23 protein-coding genes are annotated in these 25,422 nt (G+C 72.8%); 17 read left to right on the top strand and 6 right to left on the bottom strand.

The window, feature by feature from the left end; genetic code table 11:
* Positions 1 to 69 precede the first annotated feature (69 nt).
* A complete protein-coding gene (locus ACLQ25_RS10645) occupies positions 70 to 891 on the top strand; it encodes an inositol monophosphatase family protein (RefSeq protein ID WP_425730722.1) in 822 nt (273 codons plus the stop codon).
* Between the two features lie 25 nt (positions 892 to 916).
* Here the strand turns inward: ACLQ25_RS10645 and ACLQ25_RS10640 are convergent, their stop codons facing one another.
* Positions 917 to 1,435, bottom strand: a complete 519-nt coding sequence (locus tag ACLQ25_RS10640; RefSeq protein WP_357123363.1) for a LytR C-terminal domain-containing protein — start codon at positions 1,433 to 1,435, stop codon at positions 917 to 919.
* A 432-nt stretch (positions 1,436 to 1,867) separates the two neighbouring features.
* On the opposite strand from ACLQ25_RS10640, the gene ACLQ25_RS10635 reads away from it, so the two are divergent.
* Positions 1,868 to 2,164 (top strand): DUF4193 domain-containing protein, encoded by a 297-nt coding sequence (locus ACLQ25_RS10635; protein WP_007075406.1) that lies wholly within the window; start codon positions 1,868 to 1,870, stop codon positions 2,162 to 2,164.
* A 120-nt stretch (positions 2,165 to 2,284) separates the two neighbouring features.
* Positions 2,285 to 3,082: a hypothetical protein gene (locus tag ACLQ25_RS10630; protein WP_425730721.1), complete on the top strand. Its 798-nt coding sequence runs from the start codon at positions 2,285 to 2,287 to the stop codon at positions 3,080 to 3,082.
* 52 nt (positions 3,083 to 3,134) lie between these two features.
* Here ACLQ25_RS10630 and ACLQ25_RS10625 read toward each other — a convergent pair whose 3' ends face one another.
* Positions 3,135 to 3,743, bottom strand: coding sequence for a DUF3093 domain-containing protein (locus tag ACLQ25_RS10625; protein ID WP_425730720.1), 609 nt, complete (start codon positions 3,741 to 3,743; stop codon positions 3,135 to 3,137).
* An 85-nt stretch (positions 3,744 to 3,828) separates the two neighbouring features.
* Here ACLQ25_RS10625 and dut point away from each other — a divergent pair, with 85 nt between their 5' ends.
* The 4 genes from dut (at position 3,829) to ACLQ25_RS10605 (ending at position 6,208) form a co-directional block, all read left to right on the top strand.
* The gene (gene dut / locus ACLQ25_RS10620) at positions 3,829 to 4,326 is read left to right on the top strand and encodes a dUTP diphosphatase (RefSeq protein ID WP_425730719.1); all 498 of its coding nucleotides are present in this window, start codon (positions 3,829 to 3,831) and stop codon (positions 4,324 to 4,326) included.
* A gap of 25 nt (positions 4,327 to 4,351) precedes the next feature.
* Entirely contained in the window at positions 4,352 to 5,002 is a 651-nt protein-coding gene (locus ACLQ25_RS10615; RefSeq protein ID WP_425730718.1) for a DUF3710 domain-containing protein, read from the top strand.
* 116 nt (positions 5,003 to 5,118) lie between these two features.
* Positions 5,119 to 5,499 carry an OB-fold nucleic acid binding domain-containing protein gene (locus ACLQ25_RS10610; protein ID WP_357122730.1) on the top strand — a complete coding sequence of 127 codons (381 nt, stop codon included), beginning with the start codon at positions 5,119 to 5,121 and terminating at the stop codon, positions 5,497 to 5,499.
* 25 nt (positions 5,500 to 5,524) lie between these two features.
* Positions 5,525 to 6,208 carry a DUF3159 domain-containing protein gene (locus tag ACLQ25_RS10605; RefSeq protein ID WP_425730717.1) on the top strand — a complete coding sequence of 228 codons (684 nt, stop codon included), beginning with the start codon at positions 5,525 to 5,527 and terminating at the stop codon, positions 6,206 to 6,208.
* A 26-nt stretch (positions 6,209 to 6,234) separates the two neighbouring features.
* Here ACLQ25_RS10605 and ACLQ25_RS10600 read toward each other — a convergent pair whose 3' ends face one another.
* Positions 6,235 to 6,924: a potassium channel family protein gene (locus ACLQ25_RS10600; protein WP_355053285.1), complete on the bottom strand. Its 690-nt coding sequence runs from the start codon at positions 6,922 to 6,924 to the stop codon at positions 6,235 to 6,237.
* A gap of 3 nt (positions 6,925 to 6,927) precedes the next feature.
* Positions 6,928 to 7,593, bottom strand: a complete 666-nt coding sequence (locus ACLQ25_RS10595) for a potassium channel family protein (RefSeq protein ID WP_425730716.1) — start codon at positions 7,591 to 7,593, stop codon at positions 6,928 to 6,930.
* Between the two features lie 163 nt (positions 7,594 to 7,756).
* On the opposite strand from ACLQ25_RS10595, the gene ACLQ25_RS10590 reads away from it, so the two are divergent.
* The 3 genes from ACLQ25_RS10590 to dxs all read left to right on the top strand — a co-directional run bounded on the left by ACLQ25_RS10590 (position 7,757) and on the right by dxs (position 13,112).
* Entirely contained in the window at positions 7,757 to 9,826 is a 2,070-nt protein-coding gene (locus tag ACLQ25_RS10590) for an APC family permease (protein WP_425730715.1), read from the top strand.
* Positions 9,819 to 11,081, top strand: a complete 1,263-nt coding sequence (locus tag ACLQ25_RS10585; RefSeq protein WP_425730714.1) for a class I SAM-dependent RNA methyltransferase — start codon at positions 9,819 to 9,821, stop codon at positions 11,079 to 11,081. Before ACLQ25_RS10590 ends, ACLQ25_RS10585 begins: the two co-directional genes overlap by 8 nt.
* Before the next feature lie 81 nt (positions 11,082 to 11,162).
* Positions 11,163 to 13,112: a 1-deoxy-D-xylulose-5-phosphate synthase gene (gene dxs, locus ACLQ25_RS10580; protein WP_425730713.1), complete on the top strand. Its 1,950-nt coding sequence runs from the start codon at positions 11,163 to 11,165 to the stop codon at positions 13,110 to 13,112.
* 192 nt (positions 13,113 to 13,304) lie between these two features.
* Here dxs and ACLQ25_RS10575 read toward each other — a convergent pair whose 3' ends face one another.
* Positions 13,305 to 14,501 (bottom strand): hypothetical protein, encoded by a 1,197-nt coding sequence (locus tag ACLQ25_RS10575; protein ID WP_425730712.1) that lies wholly within the window; start codon positions 14,499 to 14,501, stop codon positions 13,305 to 13,307.
* 473 nt (positions 14,502 to 14,974) lie between these two features.
* On the opposite strand from ACLQ25_RS10575, the gene ACLQ25_RS10570 reads away from it, so the two are divergent.
* Both ACLQ25_RS10570 and ACLQ25_RS10565 read left to right on the top strand, forming a co-directional pair.
* A complete protein-coding gene (locus ACLQ25_RS10570) occupies positions 14,975 to 16,690 on the top strand; it encodes a hypothetical protein (protein WP_425730791.1) in 1,716 nt (571 codons plus the stop codon).
* Positions 16,690 to 18,480: a hypothetical protein gene (locus ACLQ25_RS10565; protein WP_425730711.1), complete on the top strand. Its 1,791-nt coding sequence runs from the start codon at positions 16,690 to 16,692 to the stop codon at positions 18,478 to 18,480. Before ACLQ25_RS10570 ends, ACLQ25_RS10565 begins: the two co-directional genes overlap by 1 nt.
* Here the strand turns inward: ACLQ25_RS10565 and ACLQ25_RS10560 are convergent, their stop codons facing one another.
* Complete coding sequence (locus tag ACLQ25_RS10560; protein WP_425730710.1) at positions 18,481 to 20,316, bottom strand: hypothetical protein; 1,836 nt, start codon at positions 20,314 to 20,316, stop codon at positions 18,481 to 18,483. It abuts the gene before it with no gap.
* Positions 20,317 to 20,886: 570 nt separating this feature from the next.
* Here ACLQ25_RS10560 and ACLQ25_RS10555 point away from each other — a divergent pair.
* The 5 genes from ACLQ25_RS10555 (at position 20,887) to ACLQ25_RS10535 (ending at position 25,351) form a co-directional block, all read left to right on the top strand.
* Positions 20,887 to 21,678, top strand: a complete 792-nt coding sequence (locus tag ACLQ25_RS10555; protein ID WP_425730709.1) for a PQQ-binding-like beta-propeller repeat protein — start codon at positions 20,887 to 20,889, stop codon at positions 21,676 to 21,678.
* Complete coding sequence (locus tag ACLQ25_RS10550; RefSeq protein ID WP_425730708.1) at positions 21,675 to 22,967, top strand: PQQ-binding-like beta-propeller repeat protein; 1,293 nt, start codon at positions 21,675 to 21,677, stop codon at positions 22,965 to 22,967. The genes ACLQ25_RS10555 and ACLQ25_RS10550 overlap by 4 nt, the downstream gene beginning before the upstream one ends.
* Before the next feature lie 85 nt (positions 22,968 to 23,052).
* Positions 23,053 to 23,721 (top strand): response regulator transcription factor, encoded by a 669-nt coding sequence (locus tag ACLQ25_RS10545; protein WP_355053305.1) that lies wholly within the window; start codon positions 23,053 to 23,055, stop codon positions 23,719 to 23,721.
* Positions 23,718 to 24,899, top strand: coding sequence for a sensor histidine kinase (locus ACLQ25_RS10540; protein WP_425730707.1), 1,182 nt, complete (start codon positions 23,718 to 23,720; stop codon positions 24,897 to 24,899). The genes ACLQ25_RS10545 and ACLQ25_RS10540 overlap by 4 nt, the downstream gene beginning before the upstream one ends.
* 38 nt (positions 24,900 to 24,937) lie before the next feature.
* Positions 24,938 to 25,351, top strand: a complete 414-nt coding sequence (locus ACLQ25_RS10535) for a VOC family protein (RefSeq protein WP_425730706.1) — start codon at positions 24,938 to 24,940, stop codon at positions 25,349 to 25,351.
* Positions 25,352 to 25,422: the final 71 nt, after the last annotated feature.

Genomic DNA, 25,422 nt, shown 5'->3' with positions numbered 1-25,422 from the left:
TGGACTTTGTAAGGATGATACTCGCGCACGGCTCGCAACGCCCCGGTCGTGCCGGAAGGGGACCCTGGAATGGACCGTTCGGCACCGCTACCGCGGGAATTGTTAGCGATTGCGATCGAGGTGGCGCGGGACGCCGCGGCGACCGCGTACGAGATGCGGGTCGAGGGAGTTTCCGTGGCGGCGACCAAGAGCACGGTCACCGACGTGGTGACGGCCGCCGACCGAGCCGTCGAGCGCCAGGTCCTCGACGCCCTGCGTCGGCTTCGACCGGGGGACGCGGTCCTCGGCGAGGAGTACGGCACGACGGACACCGGTCCGGTGGCGCCGGGCGGGGTGCGGTGGATCGTCGACCCGATCGACGGCACCGTGAACTACCTCTACGGGTTGCCGTACAGCGCGGTGTCGCTGGCCGCCGAGGTGGACGGGACGGTGGTCGCCGGCGTGGTGCGCAATGTGCACACCGGTGAGGAGTGGACCGCCACGGCCAGCGGCGGGGCGTGGCGCGACGGCGTCCGGCTGCGCTGCTCGGGTGAGACCGACCTGGGGCAGGCGCTCGTCGGCACCGGTTTCGGCTACGACGCCGGCCGTCGGGCGCACCAGGCGTCGGTGGTGGCCGGACTGATCGCCTCGGTACGTGACATCCGCCGCCTCGGCGCCGCCGCGCTGGACCTCTGCATGGTCGCGGAGGGGCGGCTGGACGCGTACTTCGAAAAGGGGTTGTCGGCCTGGGACCAGGCCGCCGGAGGCCTGGTCGCCGCCGAGGCGGGCGCTCGGGTGGCCGGCCTGGCCGGTCGCCCGGCCGGCCCGGACCTGGTGATCGCGGCCCCGCCGGCCCTCTTCGCCGGACTGCACGACCGGCTGGCCGACCTGGACGCCTCCGGCGGCCCCTGATCCCGATGGACTGCCGGTCAGGCCGTCACTTCTTGGGGCCGGGGGACGGGCAGGAACCCGGCGGCGCGACCGGCGGGCCCAGGTCACCGAGGGACTGGTTGACCTCGGTGGTGGTGGCGAGCTGCTGGAAGCCGTTGCCCAAAACGACGTCCACGGTGTCGTCCGTGCGCTTGGGGTCGTAGACCGGATCGGCGTTGTCCAGGAAGTACGCCTTCAGCAGGTGGGCGGAGCTCACACCCTTGGGGCCGAACTTCAGCACGGCCACGTCGTCGATGCCCTTGGGCGCGTTGCCGACCTTCTTGACCTGGAACTTGCGGTTACGGAAGTCGTCGGCGACGGCGCTCGCCCGGCCCGGCTCGTCGGTCGCGTTCAGGACGTTGATCTTGACGTCCTTGGTCTCGTGCAGGGTGACGTCGGCCAGCGGCCAGCCGTCCGGGCAGCTGCCCGCCGCGCCGGCCTTGCCCTGGCTGTCCCGGACGATCGCGGTGATCACGAACGCCAGCGCCAGGACCCCCAGCAGGCCGACGACGACGAGTGCTCGCACTCGCGCAAAACTCATCTGGGCGCTCCCGGAGCTGAGGTGGGTGGTGGCGGCCGCCAACGATCGCGCTGACCGTCGGCCGTCGAATACGCCGCTGAGGTTAACGGTTGTCCGGCCGTCGCGTGGAAACAGTCCGACATGCCGGCGCGCCGACCGCGAACCGGGTACTACTACCCCTATCTTCGTGTCGCCTGAATCACATTGGGAACAACTTCGCGTGCGGGGGCGTACATCTCAGCCGCGAGGGCGGTATACATGCCTCGCCCAAGGGGGGTAAGGTTCCGCGCTCGCAGGGGAGTGGCCCCAGCGGTCCCGACCCGTACGGTCCGCGGGTCGGGTGCCCGACACAAGTGGTTGCCGGCCAGCGGAACCGAAACAGAGTCGTCCGGCGTTACAACCGGAAGCGACAACATCGATATGGGAGAGTGACATCCGATGGCCACCGACTACGACGCCCCGCGTCGCGACGAGGTCGACCTCGGCGAGGACAGCCTGGAAGAGCTCAAGGCACGGCGCGTCGACTCACAGTCGGGCGCGGTGGACGTCGACGAGGCCGAGGTCGCCGAGAGCTTCGAGCTGCCCGGTGCCGACCTGGCCGACGAGGAGCTCACTGTCAAGGTGCTACCGATGCAGCAGGACGAGTTCCGGTGTGCCCGCTGCTTCCTGGTCCACCATCGCAGCCAGCTGGCGGTCGAGCGCAACGGCGAGCTGATCTGCCGAGAGTGCGTCTGACACGCACGACACCGGCGGCGGCCTCCTCATCGGGGCCGCCGCTGCCGGTGTAGGCGTGCGACGCCGGTGGGTACCTGTTTGACTCGTAGCGGGTAGCCACAGCACCGGGAGGTTCCACCCATGAGCGATCGAGGCGACACCACCGACGGCGGCGCGGACGACCTCGGCGCCACCGTCGCGGCGTTGACCGAGGACAACATCGCGCCGGCCCGGCGACGCCAACTACTCACCCGGATGGTGTCCCAGGCCCGCAGCCGGGGCATCTCCGACCTGTTCAAGCCCCGCGCCGCGGTGCGCTGGATGGTCGACACGGTGGCTGAGATAGCCCCGCACGTGCCGGTCCGGGACCTGGCCACCCTGCGTCGACACTTTCCCGGCCTGGACGACGCCGCCCTGGCCGAGCGACTGATCCGCAACGCCTCCCGCGCCACGGCCGGGATCGGCGCGGCCGGCGGGGGAGTCGCCGCCGTCGAGTGGACGGTGGCGCCCACGCTGCTCTCCGCGCCCGTGCTGCTCGCCGCCGAGACCGTCGCCGTCGTGGCGGTGGAGCTGAAACTGATCGGTGAGCTGCACGAGATCCACGGCGTGTCGTTGCCGGACGCCGGCAGTCAGCGGGCGGTGGCCCTGGTGCACTCCTGGGCCACTCAGCGCGGGGTCAACCCGATGGTGCCCGGCGTGGGCGTCGGCGCGGTGCTCGGCACCGCCGCCCGCAAGGAGATGCGGGACATGCTGCTGCGCCGCTTCGGGCGCAACCTCACCACCCTCGGGCCGTTCCTCACGGGCGCGGCGGTGGCCAGCTTCCTGAACCGCCGGGCCACCCGCCAGATGGCCGACCAGCTCCAGGCGGACCTTCGTCGTCGCGGCATCGCCCGGCCGGCGCCACCGCAGGCCCTGCCCGGCCCGCCCACGGGCACCTGAGCGGGCCCTGAGCGGGTCCCGGGGCGGGCCTGGGGCCGGCCCTGGGCGTCGTTCAGCCCGGCTCGCCAGCCGTGGTGTCGGCGGACCTGGCGGCGGCGGGCCTGGCGTCTCCGGGGCCGGTGTCGGCGGGCCGGGTGTCGGCAGGCCGGGTGCCGGCGGGCCTGGCGGTGTCCCGCGCGGCCAGCAGCGCCTCGGCCAACTCGACCGGACGCCTGCTGCTCACCACCCAGAACGGGGTCGGGTCGGCCGGGTCGTCGAGCACCACCTGCACCGCGCCGCTGATCCACGGCCGCTGCACCACGAAGGCGAGCGGGTCCGCGCCCACGCCCAGCACCTCACGACGCCCGGAGGCGTCCAACGGGACCACGTCGGCCACGAAGCGCGCCGGCAGCCGGGCGTCGTCCACCCGCAGCTCACCGTCGACGACCGCCACCCCGATCCGGCCCAGCCACCACAGCCCGACGGCCGTGACCGGCAGCAGGACGGCGAAGGGCAGCCAGGCGCGGGCGCCGGAACCACCCATCCAGATCTCGACCGCCAGCAGTCCGGCGGCCACCAGGCTGATCAGCCACAGCCACCAGGGCAGGTCCAGCCGTTCGGCGTACGCCGGGCGGGCCGGAACCCCTGGCCGATCGGCGGACGGGGAGGGCGACATGCTCACTCCTGCGAGGGTACGGCGCACGGCGGGCCGGCCAACCGGCAGGATGGCAGGGTCACCGGAGACAACCGGACCGAAGAGGGGACCCGTGACCGACGTCGTACCCGTGCCCGTACGGCTGCTCGATGCCGAGCTGCCGATGCCCACGTACGCCCATCCCGGCGATGCCGGGGCCGACCTGGTGGCCGCCGCGGACGTGGAGCTGCCGCCCGGCGGGTGGGCACTGGTGCCCACCGGCGTGGCCGTCGCCCTGCCGGAGGGCTACGTGGGCCTGGTCCACCCCCGGTCCGGCCTGGCGGCCAGGCTCGGCGTGACGGTGCTCAACGCGCCCGGTACGGTCGACGCCGGCTACCGGGGTGAGATCATGGTCAACCTGATCAACCATGATCGGGACACGCCCGCGAAGATCTCTCGCGGGGACCGGATCGCCCAGCTCGTGATCCAGCGCGTGGCACGGGCGCGGTTCGAGCCGGTGGCCGAGCTGCCCGGGTCCACGCGTGGGACCGGTGGGCACGGTTCGACCGGTGGGCACGCTCAGCTGGTGCCGTCGCCGGCCGGCGGGCAGACGGAAGAAGTGGCAGGGTGATCGTGAACAGCGGAGGGTGGGCGCAGTGATCTTCTCCCGAAAGCGGGCCGATGCCGGGCGGCACACCCGCGACGAGCGGGCCACCGAGGTCCTCGACGAGGGCGGCGCGGCGGCGGCGCTGGTGCGCGGGCCGTACGACATCTCCGAGGTTGACGACGAGGTGCAGCGACTCGACCTGGGCAGCCTGCACATTCCGGCGGTCGCCGAGGTGGAGGTGCGGGTGCAGGCCGACCCGCAGGGCGTGATCCAGCAGGTTGTGCTGGTGCACGGGGACAACGCGTTGCAGCTCGGCGTCTTCGCGGCCCCCCGGTCCGAGGGGATCTGGGACGAGGTGCGCGAGGAGATCCGGCAGTCGCTGCTGCGGGACGGCGCCTCCGCGCAGGAGGTCGACGGCGAGTACGGCACGGAGTTGCACGCCCAGGTACGGACCCCGGACGGCCCGACCAACCTGCGGTTCGTCGGCGTCGACGGGCCGCGCTGGATGGTCCGCGGCGTCTTCCAGGGCCCGGCGGCCACCGACTCGGCCAGCTCGGGCCCGCTCGCCGAGTGCCTGGAAGGCCTTGTGGTCGACCGTGGCCAGGAGGCGAAGCCGGTCCGTGAGCCGTTGCCGCTGCGACTGCCCCGCGAGATGGCCGACCAGGTCGAGGACGCGTCCAGCGAGCCCCGCCAGGTCTGAACGACCGCGTCCCGGCCCGCCGGAACCGGCCCTGTCGGCGTACGCTGGCGGGACGGTTCCGGCGTCGCCGGAGCCGGGCCGGTCCCGGCGAACGTGGAGAGGGTGACGCGGAGGTCATGACGACCGACGAGAGCAAGGTGTCGCTGCGGCGCATCCTGCAACGGTTCACCGCCAGCGAGGCCGAGATCGACGCGCAGGAGCTGCGGCAGGAGAGCGCCGAGTGCGGTGGCGTCCTGGCCCAGCAGTGCTCCCGGGGCCAACTGGTCTCGGTCGCCGGTCGGCTGCGCACCGTGGTCTACACGCCGCGCACCAACCTGCCCACGCTGGAGGCCGACCTGTACGACGGCAGCGACGTCGTCACGCTGGTCTGGCTGGGCCGGCGGCACATCTCCGGGATCGAGCCGGGGCGGCACCTGACCGCTCGTGGCCGGGTGGCGATGCGCGACGACCGCAAGGTCATCTACAACCCGTACTACGAGCTGGACTCGCCGAAGTGACGGCGCCGCGGACGGAAGGCCGGTCATGACGACGGGACAGGACCGGGCGGCACAACCGGCGACTCCTCCGGAGGACGACGAAGCGCTGCCGACGATCGCCGAGCAGATGGCCGACCAGCTCGGCGGCTGGCGTGGGCTGGTCGAGTCGAGCATTCCGGTGGTCGTCTTCGTGGTGGCCAACATCATCGGTGACCTGCGGCTCGCCGTGATCGCCTCGGTGGCCCTCGCGCTGCTGATCGCCGGGTTGCGGCTGGCCCAGCGCCGGCCGATCCGACACGCGGTCAACGGTCTGTTCGGCGTCGGCATCGGCGCCGCCATCGCGTGGCGCACCGGCGACGAGCGCGACTTCTACCTGCCCGGCATCCTCTACGGCATCGGCTACGGCATCGCCCTGCTGATCTCGGCGGCCGTCCGACAACCCCTCGTCGGTTGGATCTGGTCGGTGCTGGTCGCCAAGGGCCGCTCCGAATGGCGGACCGACCCGAAGCTGGTGCGCACCTTCACCCGGCTGACCGTGCTCTGGGGCGTGGTGTGGCTCGCCAAGGTGGGCGTGCAGGCCGGGCTCTACCTGGCCCACCAGGACACCGCGCTGGGCGTCGCCCGGTTGGCCCTGGGATATCCGCCGTACGCGCTGTTGCTGCTCATCACCGTCTGGACGGTGCGCCGGGTCACCCGGGAGTCGCAGCCCACCCCGCTGCCCGGCGCCTGAGCAGGGCCAACAACGCCAGGGCCGGCTCAGCGTGAGCCGCGGGTCCGCTCGACGCTGTCCGGGCCGAGGATGACCGCGCGCACGTCGTCCTCCACCTCAGCCGTACAAACGAAGATCAACTCGTCGCCGGCCTCGATGGGGTCGTCCGGGCTGGGCACCAGGACACGCTTGCCGCGCAGGATCGCCACCAGGGCGGAGTCGCGCGGCAGCGGCACCGCGTGCAGGGGCTGACCGACGTACGGGGCGGTCGGCGGCAGGGTGATCTCGACCAGGTTGGCCTCGCCCTGCCGGAACGTCATGAGCCGGACCAGGTCGCCGACGGTGACCGCCTCCTCGACCAGGGCGGCCATCACCCGGGGCTTGCTCACCGCGACGTCGACGCCCCACTGCTCGGTGAAGAGCCACTCGTTCTCCGCCCGGTTGACCCGGGCGACCACGCGGGGCACCGCGAACTCGGTCTTGGCCAGCAGCGACAGCACCAGGTTGGTCTTGTCGTCGCCGGTGGCCGCGACCACCACGTCACAGCCGGCGACGTTCGCCTCCTCCAGGCTGGCCACCTCGCACGCGTCGGCGAGCACCCACTCGGCGGCGGGCACCCGGTCCGGTCGGAGCATCTTGGGTTGACGCTCGATCAGCATCACCTGGTGGCCGTTCTCGATCAGCTCCTGGGCGATCGAACGGCCCACGTTGCCGGCGCCGGCGATGGCGATCCGCATGGCTCAGTGCCCTCCTTCCGGCGGCGTCGCCGCCACCGCCGTGACCGTGGCCACGATGTCGTCGCTGACCAGCATGAACACCTGGTCACCCTCCTGTACGAGGGTGGACGCGGTGGGCAGCGTTCCGATGCCGAAGCGGATCAGGTAGGCGACCCGCGCACCCGAGGCCTGCTCCAGCACGTGCACCGGGTGACCGATCCACTCCCGGTGCACCGGGACCTCGACGATCGACACGGTGCTGGTCGGGTCGCGGAAGATCTCCACGTTGCCCTCGGGCACGAGGTGCCGCAGCATCCGGTCGGCCGTCCAGCGCACCGTCGCCACGGTGGGGATGCCGAGGCGCTCGTACACCTGCGCCCGGCGCTGGTCGTAGATCCGGGCCGCGACCCGGGACACGCCGAACGTCTCGCGGGCCAGGCGCGCCGAGATGATGTTGGAGTTGTCGCCGCTGGAGACTGCCGCGAAGGCGTCCGCCCGCTCGATGCCGGCCTGGCGCAGGACGTCGCCGTCGAAGCCCGCCCCGGTCACCGTGACGCCGGCGAAGTCGGGGCCGAGCCGGCGGAAGGCGTCGGCGTCCTGATCGATCACCGCCACCGAGTGTCCCCGGGACTCCAGGCTGTGGGCGAGGGTCGATCCGACCCGCCCACATCCCATGATCACGACGTGCACGCTGTCCCTCCCAAGGTGCGTACCGTTCCCGCTGCCGGTGGCCTTCGAGTGCGAGCCTGCCACGTCCCGGTCGCGAACGGGGACCGACCGTACCCCGCCGCCGTGAGAGGCGGTGATCGCCCTCCCCCGCGTTCGCATAGTGGTGGTCGTACTCTTGGCGTTCGTGGCCAGTCCCACCTCGCTGCTGAAGCGCCTGCTCCTCGGTCGACCGTTCCGGTCCGACCGCCTTCAGCACACCCTCCTGCCGAAGCGCATCGCGCTGCCCGTTTTCGCCTCCGACGCGCTGTCCAGCGTCGCGTACGCGCCTGACGAGATCCTGCTGACCCTGTCCATCGCCGGGGCGTCGGCGTTCCTGTTCTCCCCGTGGATCGCCTTCGCGGTCGTCGTGGTGATGCTCACGGTGGTGGCCAGCTACCGGCAGAACGTGCACGCCTACCCCTCCGGCGGCGGCGACTACGAGGTGGCCACGGTCAACCTCGGCCCGAAGTTCGGCGTCGGGGTGGCCAGCGCCCTGCTGGTCGACTACGTGCTCACAGTGGCCGTGTCGGTCTCCTCCGGCGTGGCCAACCTCGGCTCGGTGGTGCCGTTCGTGGCCACCCACAAGGTCATGATCGCGGTCGTCGCGGTGGTCCTGCTGACGGCGGTCAACCTGCGCGGGCTGCGCGAGTCGGGCACCGCCTTCGCCATCCCCACCTACGGCTTCGTGATCGTGATGGGCGGAATGCTGCTCACCGGGCTGTTCCGCGTCTTCGTTCTGGGCGACGACCTCCGCGCGCCCAGCGCCGACCTGGTCATCCAGGCCGAGCACAGCGTGACCGGCTTCGCGCTGGTCTTCCTGCTGCTGCGGACGTTCAGCTCGGGCGCCGCCGCGCTCACCGGCGTCGAGGCGATCTCCAACGGCGTTCCCGCGTTCAAGGCGCCGAAGAGCCGCAACGCCGCCACCACACTGCTGCTGCTGGGCGCGATCGCGGTCAGCCTGCTCGTCGGGATCATCTGGCTGGCCCGGCTGACCCACCTCCAGTTCGTCGAGGACCCGGCCCTGCAGATCGTCTCGGGCCCCGAGGGGTACGTGCAGAAGACGGTGACCACCCAGCTCGGCGAGACGGTCTTCGGCTCCGGCTCGTTCCTGCTCTACGTGGTGGCCGGGATGACCGCGCTCATCCTGTTCCTGGCCGCGAACACCGCGTTCAACGGCTTCCCGGTGCTCGGCTCGATCCTCGCCCAGGACCGCTACCTTCCCCGCCAGTTCCACACCCGGGGCGACCGGCTGGCCTTCTCCAACGGCATCACTTTCCTCGCCCTCTTCGCGATCGTCCTGATCGTCGGGTTCCAGGCCGAGGTGACCCGACTCATCCAGCTCTACATCGTCGGGGTGTTCGTCTCGTTCACCGTCTCCCAGGCCGGCATGATCCGGCACTGGAACCGGCGGCTGCGCACCGAGCGGGACCCGGACGCGCGCAAGCGGATGCACCGCTCCCGGGCCATCAACACGTTCGGCATGGGCCTGACCGGCACGGTGCTGGTGATCGTCCTGATCACCAAGTTCCTGCTCGGCGCGTGGATCGCAATCGCCGCGATGGCGGTGATCTACGCGCTGATGCTGGCCATCCGCCGGCACTACGACCGGGTCGCCGCCGAACTGACCCCGCCGGACGAGAGCCGGGGCGTGCTGCCCGCCCGCAACCACGCGATCGTGCTGGTCAGCAAGCTGCACCAGCCGACGTTGCGGGCCATCGCGTACGCCCGGGCCACCCGCCCGGACACGTTGACCGCGGTGACCGTCAACGTGGACGAGAAGGACACCCGCGACCTCCAGGCCGACTGGGAACGGCGGGAGATGGCCATCCCGCTCACCGTCGTCGACTCGCCGTACCGGGAGATCACCCGGCCGATCCTGGACTTCGTCGCCTCCACCCGCCGTACGTCGCCGCGCGACGTGGTCACCGTCTTCATCCCCGAGTACGTGGTGGGGCGCTGGTGGGAGAACCTGCTGCACAACCAGAGCGCGCTGCGCCTCAAGGGCCGGCTGCTCTTCGAACCGGGGGTCATGGTGGTCAGCGTGCCGTGGCAGCTCGCCTCGACCGCCAGCAAGAACCTGGACCGGCTCGACGCCACGCTCTCCAACACGCCGGCGCGTGGACCCCGGGGCACCGTGCCGGCGGCGGTGGCCGCGCCGCCGCCCGGCGAGGCCGCCCCGGTGGACGGCGAGAAGCTGGGAGACAGCCGTGACTGAGCGTACGACCGCGGGTGCGACCCCGACGTCCGAACGGGGCCTCGGCGAGGCCGAGCGGATCGAACTGACCGTCGACGCGGTGGCCCCCGGCGGGCACTGCGTCGCCCGGGTGGACGGGCAGGTGGTGTTCGTCCGCCACGCGCTGCCCGGGGAACGGGTGATCGCCGAGGTCACCGAGGTGCACCGGGGGTTCGTCCGCGCCGACGCGGTGACCGTCCTGGACCCGTCGCCGGACCGGGTCGAGCCGCCCTGCCCGTACGCGAAGCCGGGCGCCTGCGGTGGTTGTGACCTGCAACACGTCGCCCCGCCCGCGCAGCTGGCCTGGAAGACCGCCGTGGTGCGTGAGCAGTTGGCCCGTCTCGGCGGGCTCACCGACGTCGAGCTGGACCGGCTGGGCGTCCGGGTCGAGGCGCTGCCGGGCGGGCTGCTCGGCTGGCGTACGCGGGTCCGCTACGCGGTCGACGCCGCCGATCGGGCCGGCCTGCTCAAACACCGCTCGCACGAGGTCGTGCCGATCGACCGTTGCCGGATCGCCCACCCCGCCATCCAACAGCTTGCGGTGCTCGGTCCGACCGGCGCGCGCTGGCCGGCGGCCGAGGCGGTGGAGACCGTCGCCAGCGGCGGAGGGGACGTGAGCGTCGCCGAGGTCCGCGACGGGGTCGTCACCCCGGTGAGCGGCCCCACCGAGGTCCGTGAGGTGGCCGCCGGGCGGGACTGGGCGCTGCCCGCGTCCGCCTTCTGGCAGGTGCACCCGGCGGCTGCCGACACGCTGAACACGGCCGTGCTGGAGCTTCTGGACCCACGGCCGGGCGAGGTCGCCTGGGACCTCTACGGGGGCGCCGGGCTGTTCGCCGCCGGGCTGGCCGCCCGCGTCGGCGCGTCCGGTCGGGTGACGCTGGTGGAGGCCTCCGCGCAGGGTGTCGCCGCCGCCCGGGAGAACCTGGCCGACCTGCCCCGCGTCGAGGTCGTGTCGGCACGGGTGGAGACCGCGCTGGCCCGCCGACGGATCACCGGCCCGGTCGACGTGGTGGTGCTCGACCCGCCGCGCTCCGGCGCCGGTGCCCCGGTGGTGCGCGCCCTGGCCGCCGCCGGTCCACGGGCGGTCGCGTACGTGGCGTGTGACCCGGCGGCCTTCGCCCGGGACGTCCGCACCTTCGCTGAGCTGGGCTGGCGAATGACGGCGCTGCGCGGCTTCGACCTGTTCCCGATGACCCAGCACGTCGAGTGCGTCGGACTGCTGCTGCCGCCAGCCTGACCAGGTGCTCAGCCGGCTGCTCCGGGGTGAGCGGCTCGGGCCAGGCTGCGGAGTACCGGGCGGCCGATAGACTCTCCGGTCATGAGCGTTGAAGAGGACACGGCCAACCACGGTCGGCTGCTGGAGACGGTCCGCGGTCCACAGGACGTCAAGCGGATGTCCGGCGAGGAACTGGATGTGCTCGCCGCCGAGATCCGGGACTTCCTGATCGCCAAGGTCTCCCGCACCGGCGGGCACGTCGGGCCCAACCTCGGCGTGGTCGAGCTGACGCTGGCCATGCACCGCGTCTTCGACTCCCCCCGGGACCGGCTCCTGTTCGACACCGGCCACCAGGCGTACGTGCACAAGATCCTCACCGGGCGTCAGGCCGGCTTCGACAAGCTCCGCCAGCGCGGTGGCCTCTCCGGCTACCCGAGCCAGGCCGAGAGCGAGCACGACCTCATCGAGAACTCGCACGCCTCCACCGCGCTCTCCTACGCCGACGGCCTGGCCAAGGCGTACGCCCTGCGGGGTGAACAGCGCAGCGTCGTGGCCGTGGTCGGCGACGGCGCCCTCACCGGCGGCATGTGCTGGGAGGCGCTGAACAACATCGCCACCGCCGGCAACTCGCTGGTCATCGTGGTCAACGACAACGGCCGGTCCTACTCGCCCACCATCGGCGGGCTGGCCGACCACCTCTCCTCGCTGCGACTCAACCCGGGCTACGAGAAGGTCCTCGACACCGTCAAGGACGCCCTCGGCTCCACCCCGCTTGTCGGCAAGCCGATGTACGAGGTGCTGCACGCGGTCAAGAAGGGCATCAAGGACGCCGTCGCGCCGCAGGCCATGTTCGAGGACCTGGGCATCAAGTACGTCGGCCCGGTCGACGGGCACGACGTGGCGGCCGTCGAGTCGGCCCTGCGCGCGGCGAAGAACTTCGGCGGCCCGGTGATCGTGCACGCCGTGACCCGCAAGGGGTACGGCTACCGCCCGGCCGAGGAGGACGAGGCGGACTGCCTGCACGGTCCGAGCAGCGCCTTCGACGTGGAGACCGGCACCCTGCTGGCCGCGCCGTCCGTGAAGTGGACCCACGTCTTCTCCGACGAACTGCTGGCCGTCGCCGACGAACGGCCCGACGTGGTGGGCATCACCGCCGCCATGGCCGAGCCGACCGGCATCGCCAAGCTGGCCCGCAAGTACCCCGAGCGGGTGTACGACGTGGGCATCGCCGAGCAGCACGCCGCCACCTCGGCGGCCGGCCTGGCGCTCGGTGGCCTGCACCCGGTGGTCGCCGTCTACGCCACCTTCCTCAACCGCGCCTTCGACCAGGTCCTGCTGGACGTGGCGATGCACAAGCTGCCGGTGACCTTCGTGTTGGACCGGGCGGGCATCACCGGCCCGGACGGCCCCAGCCACTACGGCATCTGGGACATGTCGGTCTTCGGGGTGGTGCCCGGTCTGCGGATCGCCGCTCCCCGGGACGCCGCCACCCTCCGCGAGGAGCTGCGCGAGGCGGTCGCCACCGATGACGGCCCGACCGTCCTGCGCTTCCCGACCGGCGCGGTCGCCGCGGACCTGCCGGCGCTGCGCCGGGTCGGCACCGTCGACGTGCTGGCCGAGTCGGCGCGTACCGACGTGCTCCTCGTCGCCGTCGGCTCCTTCGGCCAGATGGGCATGGAGGTCGCCGCCCGGGTCGCCGAACACGGCTACGGCGTCACCGTCGTCGACCCCCGCTGGGTGCGCCCGGTCCCGGCCGAGCTGGTCGACATGGCCGCCCGCCACCGGCTCGTGGTCAGCATCGAGGACGGCGTCCGCGTCGGCGGTGTCGGCGACGCTATCGGCCAGGCGCTGCGCGACGCCGACGTCCGGGTGCCGCTCAAGGACCTGGGCGTACCGGCCGAGTGGCACCCGCACGGCACCCGCGCGCAGATCCTCGCCGACCTCGGTCTGACCGCGCAGGACGTCGCCCGGAACGTCACCGGCTGGATCTCCGGCCTGGATGCCACCCCGGACCACCTGACCCCCACCAGCAACACGGCAGCCCAGAACTAGCCCCAACTCCACCGACGGCGGGCGCCCCTCCCGGGGGCGCCCGCCGTCGCGCGTCCGCGCGTCCGCGCGTGCCCGCTTTGCCCCGTCGATCATGGAGTTGTGGTGCCTCGTAAAAGGGGCAAATACACATGGAATCCCCACCACAACCCCATGATCGACGGGGTGGGGGGTGGGCGGGGTGGGGCCGGGGGGTTAGCGGTGGGGGCTTACTGAGCGGTAGTGGGTTTTGTCGGTGTTGGCGAGGCTGTAGGTCTGGGTGCGGGACGGCTCCGGCACGACCACCAGGCCGGGGCGTTCCACCAGCAGCGGGGTGCCCGGCGGTACGGAGAGCGAGCTGTCCCGGGTGGCCCGCCAGCTGAGCACCAGCAGCGGTTGGTTGGGGATCGGAAGCTGGTACGTCTGCAACGGGGTGGCCCGGTCGGCCGGCGAGACCACCGGGGCGCTCCCGTCCGTCGGCCGGTAGACGACGGCGGTCATCGTGCCGGCGTCGGTGTCCCAGCTGAGCTGCTGCAACTCGGCCGGTTCGCCGCCGCCGAGCGCCACCTCGCCGAGCGACCGGACCGAGAGCTTCGCCATCGGCCAGGACGTCGGTACCGACTTCGGCGCGTCCCGGTCGCCGATCCGGCGCGGAATACTGCCGAAGGGGCCCCGATCGCCGGCCAGGACGCAGGTGTCCAGGCCGGTGAGCGCCCGCCGGCCGGCGCCGGACTCGTCCCGTACCAGCGGATAACGCGGGTCGGTCGTGCCGGTGCCCAGGTCGAGCAGGCGGTCGGCGGCCCGACCCCGGGGCAGTGACTCGGTGGCGCGCAGGGTCGCCGTCACGCCGACCGCCGCGCAGGCCGGCACGTCGACCGGCGCGCTGAGGCCGTCGGCGACGGCCAACGCCCGCCCCTGTGGCCCGAGCAACTGCTGCACCCGGGCCGAGACCAGGTAGCGCCGACCGCCGCTCGTCTGGACCGGCAGCACGTCGGAGTAGACCAGGTAGCCGGGGTCGGTGTACTCGGTGGCGCGGCTGATCGCGTACCGGCCGCCGTCTCCGGTGAGTTGCAGCAGCCAGGACGCGCTCTCGCCCGGCACGTCGGCCGCGACCAGGGCCACCGGGGCCCCGTCGACGCGTCCGGAGAAGAGGATGCCGGACGACGGCAGGTGCGCCCGGTCGTCGTCCGGTGACCGCCAGTCGCGTACCGCCTCGGTGACCGCCGTCGTCGCCGCGGGGTCGCCGGACAGATCGCCCCGGGGCGGCCACACGGCCAGCGTGCCGTCGAGGCTGTCGTACCCCACCCGCAGGTCGCGAGGCGCCCGGTCCGCGACGGGACCGCACGCGGTGCTGACCAACAACGCCGTCAGCAGGGCGGCGAGCGTCCTGCCGTGCCGGCGGCCCGGAGTCACCTGATCCGCCCCCGATCGCCTCGCCGTCGCTGTCGGAAAGCGCCATAGTACGAGATGTCCGATGCGCCGCCGCCGCTGGCCGGTTCCTCGTCCGCCACAATGGACATCACCGGGGCTTTAGTGCCTTTTCGCCACTCGGGTAGACTCCGCCGACTGTGACGCCTGCCGAGTCCCGCGCCCTCGCTTCCCGGGCCAGGTCCGTCGGGGCGCCCGGCGACTCCGCCGCTCCGGCCGACCATGTCGACACCGCCCCGACCTCCACCGTGCCCGAGACGACCGTGCCGGTCCCGACCTCGCCGCAGGAGGCCGTCCCGTCCCGGGTCGCCCCGGACCAGGCCGAGCCGGACCAGGCCGAGCCCCACGAGACCGCTCGGGACACCGCCGAGTCGGGAACCACCGCGCCGGACGGGACGGTCCCGGCGTCCGGGCCGAGGCGGAGCCGTTGGGCCCGCTGGACCCGACGGCGGCAGCACCTGGCGGTCGGGGTGGTGTTCCTGCTCGCCGCCCTCTGGGTGACCAGCCGGATCTGGCTGGACCCGGCCGGCCGGGTGGCGTCGCTCTACACCGGTGACCCGGCTCAGGTGCAGTTCTTCCTCGCCCACTCGGTACGGGTGGTGCTGCACGGTGAGTACCCGTTCTACACCGAGCAGTTCAACTACCCCGACGGCGTCAACCTGATGGCCAACACGGCGGTGCTGGCGCTGGGCATCCCGATGGTGCCGGTGACCCTGCTGTTCGGTCCGGCGGTGTCCTTCGTGGTGCTGGTGACGCTCGGCCTCGCCGGCACCGCCATGGCCTGGTATCTCGTGCTCCGCCGCCACATCGTGCGTACGCCGCTCGCGGCGGCCGTCGGTGGCTGGTTCTGCGGCTTCTCCCCGGCGATGCTCTCGCACGCGAGTTGGCACCCGAACATCATCAGCCAGTTCCTGCTGCCGTTCATCGTCTGGCGGGTCCTGGTGCTGACCCGCTCGCGCCGGCCGATCCGCGACGGCGTCCTGCTGGCTCTGCTCGTCACCGCGCAGGCGTTCATCAACGAGGAGATCCTGCTCTTCACGGCGCTGGCCTGCGGGATCTTCCTGATCGCGGTGGTGGTCCAGGAGCCGGCCCGTTGGCGGGCGGCGTGGCGACCGCTGGCCGCCGGTCTCGCCGCCTGCGCGCTGCTGGCCGGGGCGCTACTGGCGTACCCCCTGTACGTGCAGTTCGTCGGGCCGATGGCGTACCACGGGCTCAGCGACGCGGTGCAGGACTACGGCAACGACATCGCCGCCTTCTTCGCGCCCGGCTCGGCCACCCTCGGCGGCAACCAGCGGGCCAACGTCAACCTGGCGCCGAACTACTCGGAGGAGAACGCCTTCTTCGGCTGGAGCCTGTCGATGCTCGCCGTCGGCGTCGTGGTCTGGCTGCGTCGGGAGATGCTCGTGCGGGCGATCGCCGCGACCGGCGTGTTCTTCGCCCTGCTCTCGCTCGGTGAGCAGATCTCCTGGTGGGACCGGGACCTGATCACCGGGCCGTGGGAGCTGCTGGTGCACCTGCCCCTGCTGGACGCGGTGGTGCCGACCCGGTTCGGTCTGATCACCACGGTGGTCATCGGCCTGCTGCTCGCGATCGCCGTCGAGCGGGCCTGGGCGCTGCGGCCGGCCGACCGACGTACCGTCCGGACGCTCACCGCCGCCGGCCTGGCGTTCGCGCTGCTGCCGATCGCTCCGATGCCGCTGCGGATGGTCTCCCGGCCCCCGGTGCCGGAGTTCATCACCGCCGACCGGTGGCGGGCGTACGTCGGTCCCGACCAGACGCTCGTGCCGATCCCGGTGCCCAGCATGGGCAACACGCACGGCATGCGCTGGGCGGCGGCGACCAACCTCGACTTCAAGATCCCGGGTGGCTACTTCCTCGCCCCCCGCAACGGCAACACCGGTGACCCGGGCCGGTTCGGTGGCCGGCCCAGTGGAGTGGGCCAACTGCTGGAGGAGGTGGCGACCACCGGTCGTACCTCCAAACTGGACGACCGGCAGCGCCGGCGCTTCACGGACGAGCTGCGGCACTGGCGGGCGGCGATCCTCGTGCTCCCGGTCCGTCAGCAGAACGCCGAGCCGTTGCGGCGTACCGTCGAGGAGCTGGTCGGTCCCGGTCGCCAGGAGTTGGACGTCTGGGTGTGGGATGTCCGGACGCTGACCGACCGCTCGGTCTGATGACCACGGGAACGGCGCCGTCGACGACGCCGGCCGATTCCCCGACCGCGCCCCCGCCACGAGCGGCGTGGCTGCCGGACGCGCTGGTGGTCGCGGGCTACCTGGCGCTGGCCGTGGTGCTGACCAGCCGGCAGTGGGGTCATCCTCAGCGGCTCTTCCACCAGGCCGGTGACCAGGTGCTCTTCGAGTGGATGCTGGCCCACGCGGCGCACGCCGTGGTCGCGGGGGAGAACCCGCTCTTCAGCGCCGCCCTGAACGCGCCGTACGGCGTCAACCTGATGGCGAACACGTCGGTGCTCGGCCTGAGCGTTCCGCTGGCCCCGGTCACGCTGCTGTTCGGCTCGCAGGTGGCGTTCTGTGTGGCGGTGGTCGGCTGCCTCGCCGGCACCGCCACGGCCTGGTACGCGCTGCTGCGCCGTCGGCTCGTCTCCGCCCGTTGCGCGGCCGCGCTCGGCGGGCTGGTCTGTGGATTCGCCCCCGGCATGGTCGCCCAGGCCGGCGCGCACCTGCACGTGGCCGCCCAGTTCCTGCTGCCGGCGATCCTCGCCCTGGTGTTCCGGGCGGGCACCGGCCGGTCGGCGGTGTGGCGGCCCGGTGTCGGCCTCGGCCTGCTGCTCGTCTGGCAGGTCTTCATCGGCGAGGAGGTGCTGGTCTTCCTGGCGCTCGCCGCCGGGGTGTTCGCGCTGGGCTACGCCCTGGCCGATCGGGCCGCGGCCCGTCGTCTCGCGCCGGCCCTCCTCGGCCGGCTCGCAGTGGCGGCGGTGGTCGGCGCGGTGCTGCTGGCGTACCCACTGTGGTTCCAGTTCCACGGCCCGCAGCACTACACCGGGATGGCCTTCGCCGCGCACGGCTTCCAGCTCGACGCGGCGTCGTTCACCGCCTCGGCCCGGCAGACGGTGCTCGGGGACGACTGGCTGCCGGGTCTGCTCTCACCGAACCCGACGGAGGAGAACTCGTTCTTCGGCCCCGGGCTACTGGTTCTCGCCGTCGTGGTCGTGGTCTGGCTGTGGCGACGACCGCTGGTCCGCGCGCTGGCCGGCTGCGGTGTGGTCTTCGCCCTGCTGTCGCTCGGCACCGACCTGCGGGTGGACGGCAGCGCCACCGGGATCCCCGGCCCGTACCGGCTCGTCGCCGGGCTGCCGCTGCTCGATCTCGCGGTGCCGGCCCGGTTCGCGCTGGTCTGCGTGCCGGTGCTCGGCGTCCTGGTGGCGCTCTTCGTGGACCGCGTCGCCGGGGCCCGCCGGACGGCCGTGCCGGGCCTGCCGGTACGGCTGGTGTGGGCGTCGGCGGTGGCCGCCGCGTTGCTGCCGCTGACGCCGACACCGATCCGCGTTGTTCCGGTCCCGCCGGTGCCGGCCTTCGTCGCCGAGGGCGGATGGCGAGCGCTGGTGCCACCCGGGCGAACCGTGGTGTCCGTGCCTCCGGTCACCGGCGCGGCGCTGAGCCCGGTCATGCTCTGGTCGGCGCGCACCGGGCTGTCGTTCGACGCCCCGGGCGGGTACTTCATCGGACCGAGCGGGCCGGACGACCCGGCGGCCCGCTGGGGCGCCCCGGACCGTCCCACCGCCGTGCTGCTGCGCCGGGCCGCCGAAACCGGCGTGACGCCCGTGCTCGGCGAGGTCGACCGCCGCCAGGCCGTCGAGGATCTGCGGCACTGGCGAGCGGCGGTCGTGGTACTCGGCCGGCTGCCCAACGGCGACGCCGTCCGGCGGACCGTCGACGACCTGCTCGGCGCGGGCCGCCCGGTCGACGGCGGGTGGATGTGGGACGTGCGGCCCCTCGTCGGTTGATCAGCCCACCAGGGCGCGGACGTCCCAGACCCAGACGTCGTCGACGCGCTGCGGCGGCCCGATCAGCGCGGTGACCAGCTCGCGCAGCACCGCCTCACGCGGGTGGGCGCCGAGCACCACCACCGACGCCCGCCAGAACCGCAGATCCTCGACGGCCTGCTGCCGGTTCTCGTCGGTGAGCGCGGGCAGGACCCCCGAGTCCATGGTGGAGTAGATGAGGCTGCTGGTCGGTCGGTTCGGCGCGCCGAAGACACCCTCGCCCAGCTCGTTCGGGCCGATGAAGTAGCCGCCCGGAATCGGGAACTCCTGCCCGGTGAGGGCACTCCAGCGCAGGGTCGGCAGGCCGTGCACGTTGCTCGGGATCGGCACCGGCACGAGGGTCCGGCCCGCCGGCACGTACGGTCGCCAGCCGCCCGCGGTGATGAAGTGCGGCGGCGGGTCGATCTGCTGTGCGGGCAGCGGCCGGGGGAACAGCGGCAGCAGGGCGAGGGCGACCGCCGCGTACCCCACGGGACGCAGCCACCGACGGCGCGGCGCGGCCGGCGCGACCGGCGCGGCGGCCGGCTCCCCGGCACGCGGGGCCGGCGCGAGGCCCGCGCGGGCCTGGCGGGCCGCCGCGTCGCAGAACAGCGCCAGCAGTACGCCCACGGCGGCGGCGACGACCAGGGCCAGCCGGGTCGGCATCATCATCTCGACCAGCGGCAGCTCGTCCGACACGTACGACCACGGGCCGGGGATGTCGGTCTCCACCCCGTCGAAGCGCACCCACGGCCCGATCGAGGCCACGGTGAACACCACGACGAGCACCGCGACGACCCGGGCGGCGAGCGAGCGGCGTACGAGCAGCACCAGCGCCACCAGCGAGAGCAGCACCAGCGGCCAGCCGAACCAGGTGTTCTGCTCGGTCAGCCCGATCGTCTTCTCCACCTCCGGGTCACCCGCCCAGGTGTCCCGGGCGAAGGTCACGAAGGCGACCAGGTCCTCGCCCCAGTTGTGGAAGACGCCACCCTGCAGGCCCCGGTAGGACTGGGGGCCGTCGAACTGGAACCAGATCGGGTACGCCGTGAGCGTCAGGGCCAGCCCACCGGCCACACCCATCCCGGCCAGGAACGTCCCGGCCATGGCCCGGGTGGCCCGGGGCCGCTGTACCGCGTACGCCAGCACGACGACGAGGCAGGCCAGCGCGGTGAGGAGCAGCATCTCCTCGTTGATGAAGATCTGGTACGCCACCAGCGCGCCGAGCGCCAACCCGTTGCGCCGCCACCGCCCCGGCTCGCCGAGGCGCAGCACCCGCACCACGATCAGCGGGAGCAGGAAGTTGGAGACGAAGTTGGGTTGGCCGTTGGCGTGGTGGATGATGCCCGGCGCGAAACCGAGGAAGGCGCCGCCCACGAAGGCCGCCGCCCGCGAGCGCACCAGATGCCGCGAGAGCATCCAGTACGCGGTGCCGGCGGTGGCGGCCAGGGCCCCGCCCAGGTAGAGGGCGTACATCACCTGCGGGCCGAACAGCATGGTGAGCGGGGCCAGCGGCAGCGTCACCCCGAGCAGCGAGGTGTTGGCCATCATGTTCACCCCGTCCGGGGCGTTCTGCCGGGCCGTGAACAGCGGGTTCTCCAGGTGCCGCAGCGAGTACGCGCCGTGCGCGAACAGCCACTCGAACCAACTGTGGTCGGTGGGCAGGTGCGACGAGACCCGACCGGTCACGTCGCCCCAGTAGTTGAGGCAGACGAAGACGCCCAGCACCACATAGGCTCCGAGGGCCAACAGGTCGGCTCGGGCCGGGCGACGTCGAGGCCGCCGTGTCGGCTCGACCTCGGCCGACGTGGGGTCGGTCACGGAATTCAGCGAGGGGTCTACCACCGGCACAGCCACGACGCGCCATCGTACAGGCGAGGATGCGTCGCTTTTGCCGGGCCGGTACGGCCACGGCCGGTTTGCCGGCCCGCACCCGGTCGGTTGCGCCGGCGATGGAGGGACGGTCCTTGTCGATCATCGAGCTGGGCGAGATCCGGGACGAGCCTCGGTCGCTGCCGCCGGTCCGCCCGCCGCGCGCCGCCGGCCGCCCCCTGCGTACCGTGGCCGTGCTGCTGATTGCCCTGGTCACCCTCGCTGGCGCGACACCGGTCCGGCACCGTGCCGTCACGTCGGTGCCGACCGCGCCGGGCGCCTCGGCGTACCTCACCGAGGACAGCGTCGTGGTGGTCGACGCGTCCACGCCCACCGGGGACCGGTACCTGAGCGTCTACGACCAGCCCGGGCCGGCGGGCGGGGACGGCGTACGGCGTCGGTGGCGGGCGGCGCTGGACCGCAGCGGTGACTACGTGACCGTGTGGATCCAAGGCGGAATGCTCGGGCCAGCGGCGCTGGCGTCACCCGGGGATCGCCCAGCGGGCGACCGACGGGGGCATGCTCCTCGCCCACGACACGGGCGACGCGCTGGGCACGGTGAGCCGGGTGACGCCCGACACCGGCCGGCTCCTGTGGTCGGTGCCGGTTCCGTTCGGTGGCACCGAATTCCACCGCCGGGGCGGGCAGGTCGACCAGATCGTGTTCGTCCAGCCGACCGGTGAGGTGCAGGTGTACGACGCCCACACCGGAGCCCTGCGACACAGCGTCGACACGCTGCCCGGCGATCGCTCGGCGTTCCAGCGGGTGCAGGTCGTGGACGACCTGGTGCTGCTCGTACCACCCGGCAGCACCGAGCTGGTCGCCTTCCGGCTGCCCACGATGGAGCGGGCCTGGACATCACCGGTGCCGCTGGTGGCCTGGGCGGTCCCGTGCGCGGATCTGCTGTGCGCGGTCCAGCAGACCGGCGGCATCCAGACCATCGAACCCGCCACCGGCGCCGTCCGCTGGTCGGACCCGGGGCCGGACATGCTGGTGGACGTCCGGCGGGACAGACTGCTGGTGGCCGCGTCCGAGCAGCAGTACGCGGTGCGCGACGCGCGGACCGGACGGGAACGCGCCGAGTTGGGCCGGTGGCAGCTCGTGAACCAGGTACGCAAGGAGGACGCGCTGCTCGGCGTACGCCCGACGTCCGACGGTCGGCTCGTCGTGGCCGAGCTGGACCTCACCGCCGGCCGGACGCGGATTCTGGATGTCCTGCCGGAGGTGGCGGGCGGGTGTCAGTCGGCGCTGCCCGTCCTGCTCTGCCGACGGCTCGACGGCTCGACCGCGCTCTGGAGGTTGTCCCGGTGAGTGATGCGGTGATCGACCTCGGGGAGCTGCGGGACGGGTCGGACCCCGATCCGCTGCCCCGCCCAGCGTCGAGGAGGGGGCGTCGGACCCGCACCGCGCTCGTCGCGCTGCTGGTGCTCGTCGGCCTCGCCGCGTCGACGCCGTATCCGCGGCGCGTGGGGGTGACGCTGCCGGCCACCGCCGGCGCCGACGCGGTCGTCTTCGACGACGTCGTCTTCCTCGTCGAGCCGATCGGGGCGACGCGGCAGCGGACGTTGACCGCCACCCGAGTGCCGAACGGCGAGCCGGTCTGGCGTACGTCGCTGCCGGCCGAGGGCCGGTACTGGGGCGTCGCCCGGTCCGGCGAGACGCTGCTGGCCATCGGGTACGAGACCGGCCAGGACGGCGCCGGGACGCTCACGATCGCGCTGGACCCCCGGACCGGCGCGTATCGCTGGCAGCAGCCGGGTAGGCCCGCTGTACTGCCCGACGGCGCGATCCTGCTGTGGTCCGCCGAGAACGAGGCAGTGGGCGCCCTGCGCGCCGTCGACGCGTGCTGCGGCACCGTGCGCTGGCAGGAGCCCATCGCGGCGGGCCTTGACCTCACCCTGCGCGACGGCCCGCGCGGGGTGGACCGGTTGGTGCTCCTGCGTGGGGGCGGACAGGTCGAGGTCCGCGAAACGGCCACCGGAGCGGTGCTGGCCCGCGCCGACCTGCCCTCGCCTCCGGGCGGAACGCCCCGCGTCCTGCGGGTGGTGGACGACCTGCTGGCCACCATCGACGGCTCTCCGTCCGTCATCACGGCCTACGGACTTGACCATCTGGACCAGCGTTGGCGGATCCCCGCGGCCGGAGCGACGTTCGTGTCCGACTGCGGCGTCGTCATCTGCCTGGAGAACGAGAACGCCGCCGGCGGGAGGCGGACGATCGACGCCGCGACGGGTGAGCCACGGTGGGAGGACGACCGCTGGGGGTGGTTCTGGCCGCAGGCCGACCGGTTGCTGGCGGCCACGCAGAGCAGCTCCGGTTCGGCGGCGCAGGATCTCGTCGTGCTCGACCCACCGACCGGTCGCGTGCTGGCGAAGCTGGGTCGCTGGGAGATCGCCCAGTACGACGTCGACGGCCCGCTGATCGGGGTACGCCCACACCCCGACGGCGGTCTGCTCGTCGCCGAGTTGGACGTTCGAGGCGGCACGGTGCGCATGCTGGACGTGCTGCGGGACGCCGCCGGGGACTGCCGGGCCGCTACCGGCCTGCTGCTCTGTCGCCGTCGGGACGCCGACTTCGGGCTGTGGCGACTGCCGACCTGACCAGCGGCGGGCACGACGCGTCGGCGAGGGAGGATGGTTGCCCGTCGGCACTAGGTTGTCGGTGGTCAGCAGCGAGGAGGCCGGGATGCGGGTACTGGTGGTCGAGGACGAACGCAACCTCGCCGACGCGATCGCGCGCGGGTTACGCAAGCGGGGCATGGCGGTCGACGTGGCGTACGACGGTGACGCCGGCCACGAGGCGGCGTTCGTCACCCGGTACGACGTGGTGGTGCTCGACCGGGACCTGCCCGGCGTGCACGGCGACCAGATCTGCGCCGACCTCGCCGCCTCCGGGGCGCTGACCCGGGTGCTCATGCTGACGGCGAGCGGCACGGTGGCCGACCGGGTGGAGGGCCTGCAACTCGGCGCGGACGACTACCTGCCCAAGCCGTTCGCGTTCGACGAGCTGGTCGCCCGCGTGCAGGCGCTGGGTCGGCGGGCCACCCCGGCCGCGCCGCCGGTGCTCGAACTGGCCGACCTGGTGCTCGACCCGGCCCGCCGGGTCGCCACCCGCGCCGGTGTGCCGGTGGACCTGACGAACAAGGAGTTCGGCGTGCTCAGCGAGCTGCTCAAGGCCCGCGGCGCGGTGGTGTCCAGCGAGGAGCTGCTGGAGCGGGTCTGGGACGCCAACACCGACCCGTTCACCACCATCGTCCGGGTGACCGTCATGACCTTGCGGAAGAAGCTCGGCGATCCGCCGTTGATCGAGACGGTGGTGGGGGCGGGTTACCGCACGGCCGAGGTGCTGCCGTGAACCGGCCGGGACGGCTGCGGCCCACCCTGCGGCTGCGGTTGACGCTGCTCAACGCCGTACTGCTGGTCGGCGCGGGCGCGATCCTGGTGCTACTGGCGTGGCTGCTGGTCCGCGACGCGCTGCGGCCCACCGATGAACTGGTGCCCGGCACGACCGTGCTGCTCTCCGACGGCGGCCGGATGGACGCGGCCCAGTGGCAGCGCGAACTTGTCGACTCCGCCTCCGGGGAGTTGCTGGCCAAGGGCCTGGTCGCGCTGTTGGCGATCAGCGTGGTGGGGGTCGCCGGCGCGTACGCGGTGGCCGGCCGGGCGCTGCGACCCCTGCACCAGGTGACCGCGACCGCCCAGCGGCTCGGTGAGGCGACCCTGGACCAGCGCATCGGCTACTCGGGCGCGGACGACGAGGTGGCTGAGCTGGCGAAGACGTTCGACGCGATGTTGGACCGGATCGCGTCCGCGTTCGAGGCGCAGAAGCGTTTCGTGGCGAACGCCTCGCACGAGCTGCGTACCCCGCTCGCCGTCATGCGGACCGAGATCGACGTGACGCTCAGTGACGACGACGCGGACGCCGCCGAGTACCGCCGGATGGCGACCGTGGTGCGGGACGCCTCGGAGCGCGCGAACAGCCTGGTGGACGCGCTGCTGGTGCTGGCCCGCAGCGAGGCCCAGGCCGGGGGTCGGCTGGGCCGGCGCAGCGAGTGCGACCTGGCCACCGGCACCGCCAACGCGCTGTCCGCGATGCGCCGCGAGGTCGACCGGATCGGCCTGCGGGTGCAGACGTCACTGGAGTCCGCCCCGGTGGTCGGCGACCCGGGGCTGCTGGACCGGTTGGCCGGCAACCTGATCGAGAACGCCGTCCGCTACAACCACCTGCACGGCCGGCTGTGGGTACGGACGGGCACCGACGGCGACCGCTCGTGGCTGGTGGTGGGCAACACCGGTTTCGAGGTGGACCAGGCCGACGTGCCGGGGCTGTTCGAGCCGTTCCGGCGCGGCGGCCGGGAACGTACCGGCGCGCGCGGCTCCGGCCTGGGGCTGTCCATCGTCCGCGCGGTCTGTCAGGCGCACGGTGGAACGGTCCGGGTGGTCGCCCAGTCCGGTGGTGGCCTGGAGGTGACCGTCACGCTGCCGGCGGTGGACGCCCCGGCGGTACCCGGGCCGGTGGCCATCAGCGGCTGAGCGACGATTGCGCGACATCACCCTCGTGGAGGACCACTGTGAGTTCGACGATCCACAACATCAGCATCGACTGTTCCGACACGTACGCCCTGGCCGGCTTCTGGTCGAAGGTCTTCGACTGCCCGATGCAGCCGGACGACCTCCCCGGCGACCCGGAGGCGATGCTCCTGCCGCCGGGCGGCCCGGAGGTGCTGTTCATCGCCGTGCCCGAGGGCAAGGCGGTGAAGAACCGGCTGCACCTGGACCTGCAACCCGCCGACCGGACCCGGGACGAGGAGGTCGAGCGGCTGCTCGGCATCGGCGCGACCCTCGTCGACGATCAGACCAGGCCGGACGGCGCCGGCTGGGTGGTGCTCGCCGACCCGGAGGGCAACGAGTTCTGCGTGCTGCGCAGCGCCGCCGAGCGGGCGGCGACACCGGCGGGGCCGGCGGGCGAGACGCCGTCGGCCTAGATGATCGATTCCAAGGGATGTGGGACCGCAAGTAGACGCGAGGGCGTCCATGATCGGCGTTGTCTAGGCAA

Source organism: Micromonospora sp. DT44 (assembly GCF_049841635.1).
Classification (GTDB): domain Bacteria; phylum Actinomycetota; class Actinomycetes; order Mycobacteriales; family Micromonosporaceae; genus Micromonospora.
The sequence above is the reverse complement of the archived record's forward strand: the minus strand, read 5'-3'. Positions and strand labels throughout refer to the sequence as shown.

Excerpts from the sequence above, each read along its gene's own strand:
- dxs (WP_425730713.1), top strand. The coding sequence starts at position 11,163 with ATGAGCGTTGAAGAGGACACGGCCAACCACGGTCGGCTGCTGGAGACG.
- ACLQ25_RS10555 (WP_425730709.1), top strand. The coding sequence starts at position 20,887 with ATGCTCCTCGCCCACGACACGGGCGACGCGCTGGGCACGGTGAGCCGG.
- ACLQ25_RS10645 (WP_425730722.1), top strand. The coding sequence starts at position 70 with ATGGACCGTTCGGCACCGCTACCGCGGGAATTGTTAGCGATTGCGATC.
- ACLQ25_RS10600 (WP_355053285.1), bottom strand. The coding sequence starts at position 6,924 with ATGCGGATCGCCATCGCCGGCGCCGGCAACGTGGGCCGTTCGATCGCC.
- ACLQ25_RS10610 (WP_357122730.1), top strand. The coding sequence starts at position 5,119 with ATGACGACCGACGAGAGCAAGGTGTCGCTGCGGCGCATCCTGCAACGG.
- ACLQ25_RS10605 (WP_425730717.1), top strand. The coding sequence starts at position 5,525 with ATGACGACGGGACAGGACCGGGCGGCACAACCGGCGACTCCTCCGGAG.
- ACLQ25_RS10545 (WP_355053305.1), top strand. The coding sequence starts at position 23,053 with ATGCGGGTACTGGTGGTCGAGGACGAACGCAACCTCGCCGACGCGATC.
- ACLQ25_RS10630 (WP_425730721.1), top strand. The coding sequence starts at position 2,285 with ATGAGCGATCGAGGCGACACCACCGACGGCGGCGCGGACGACCTCGGC.
- ACLQ25_RS10635 (WP_007075406.1), top strand. The coding sequence starts at position 1,868 with ATGGCCACCGACTACGACGCCCCGCGTCGCGACGAGGTCGACCTCGGC.
- ACLQ25_RS10565 (WP_425730711.1), top strand. The coding sequence starts at position 16,690 with ATGACCACGGGAACGGCGCCGTCGACGACGCCGGCCGATTCCCCGACC.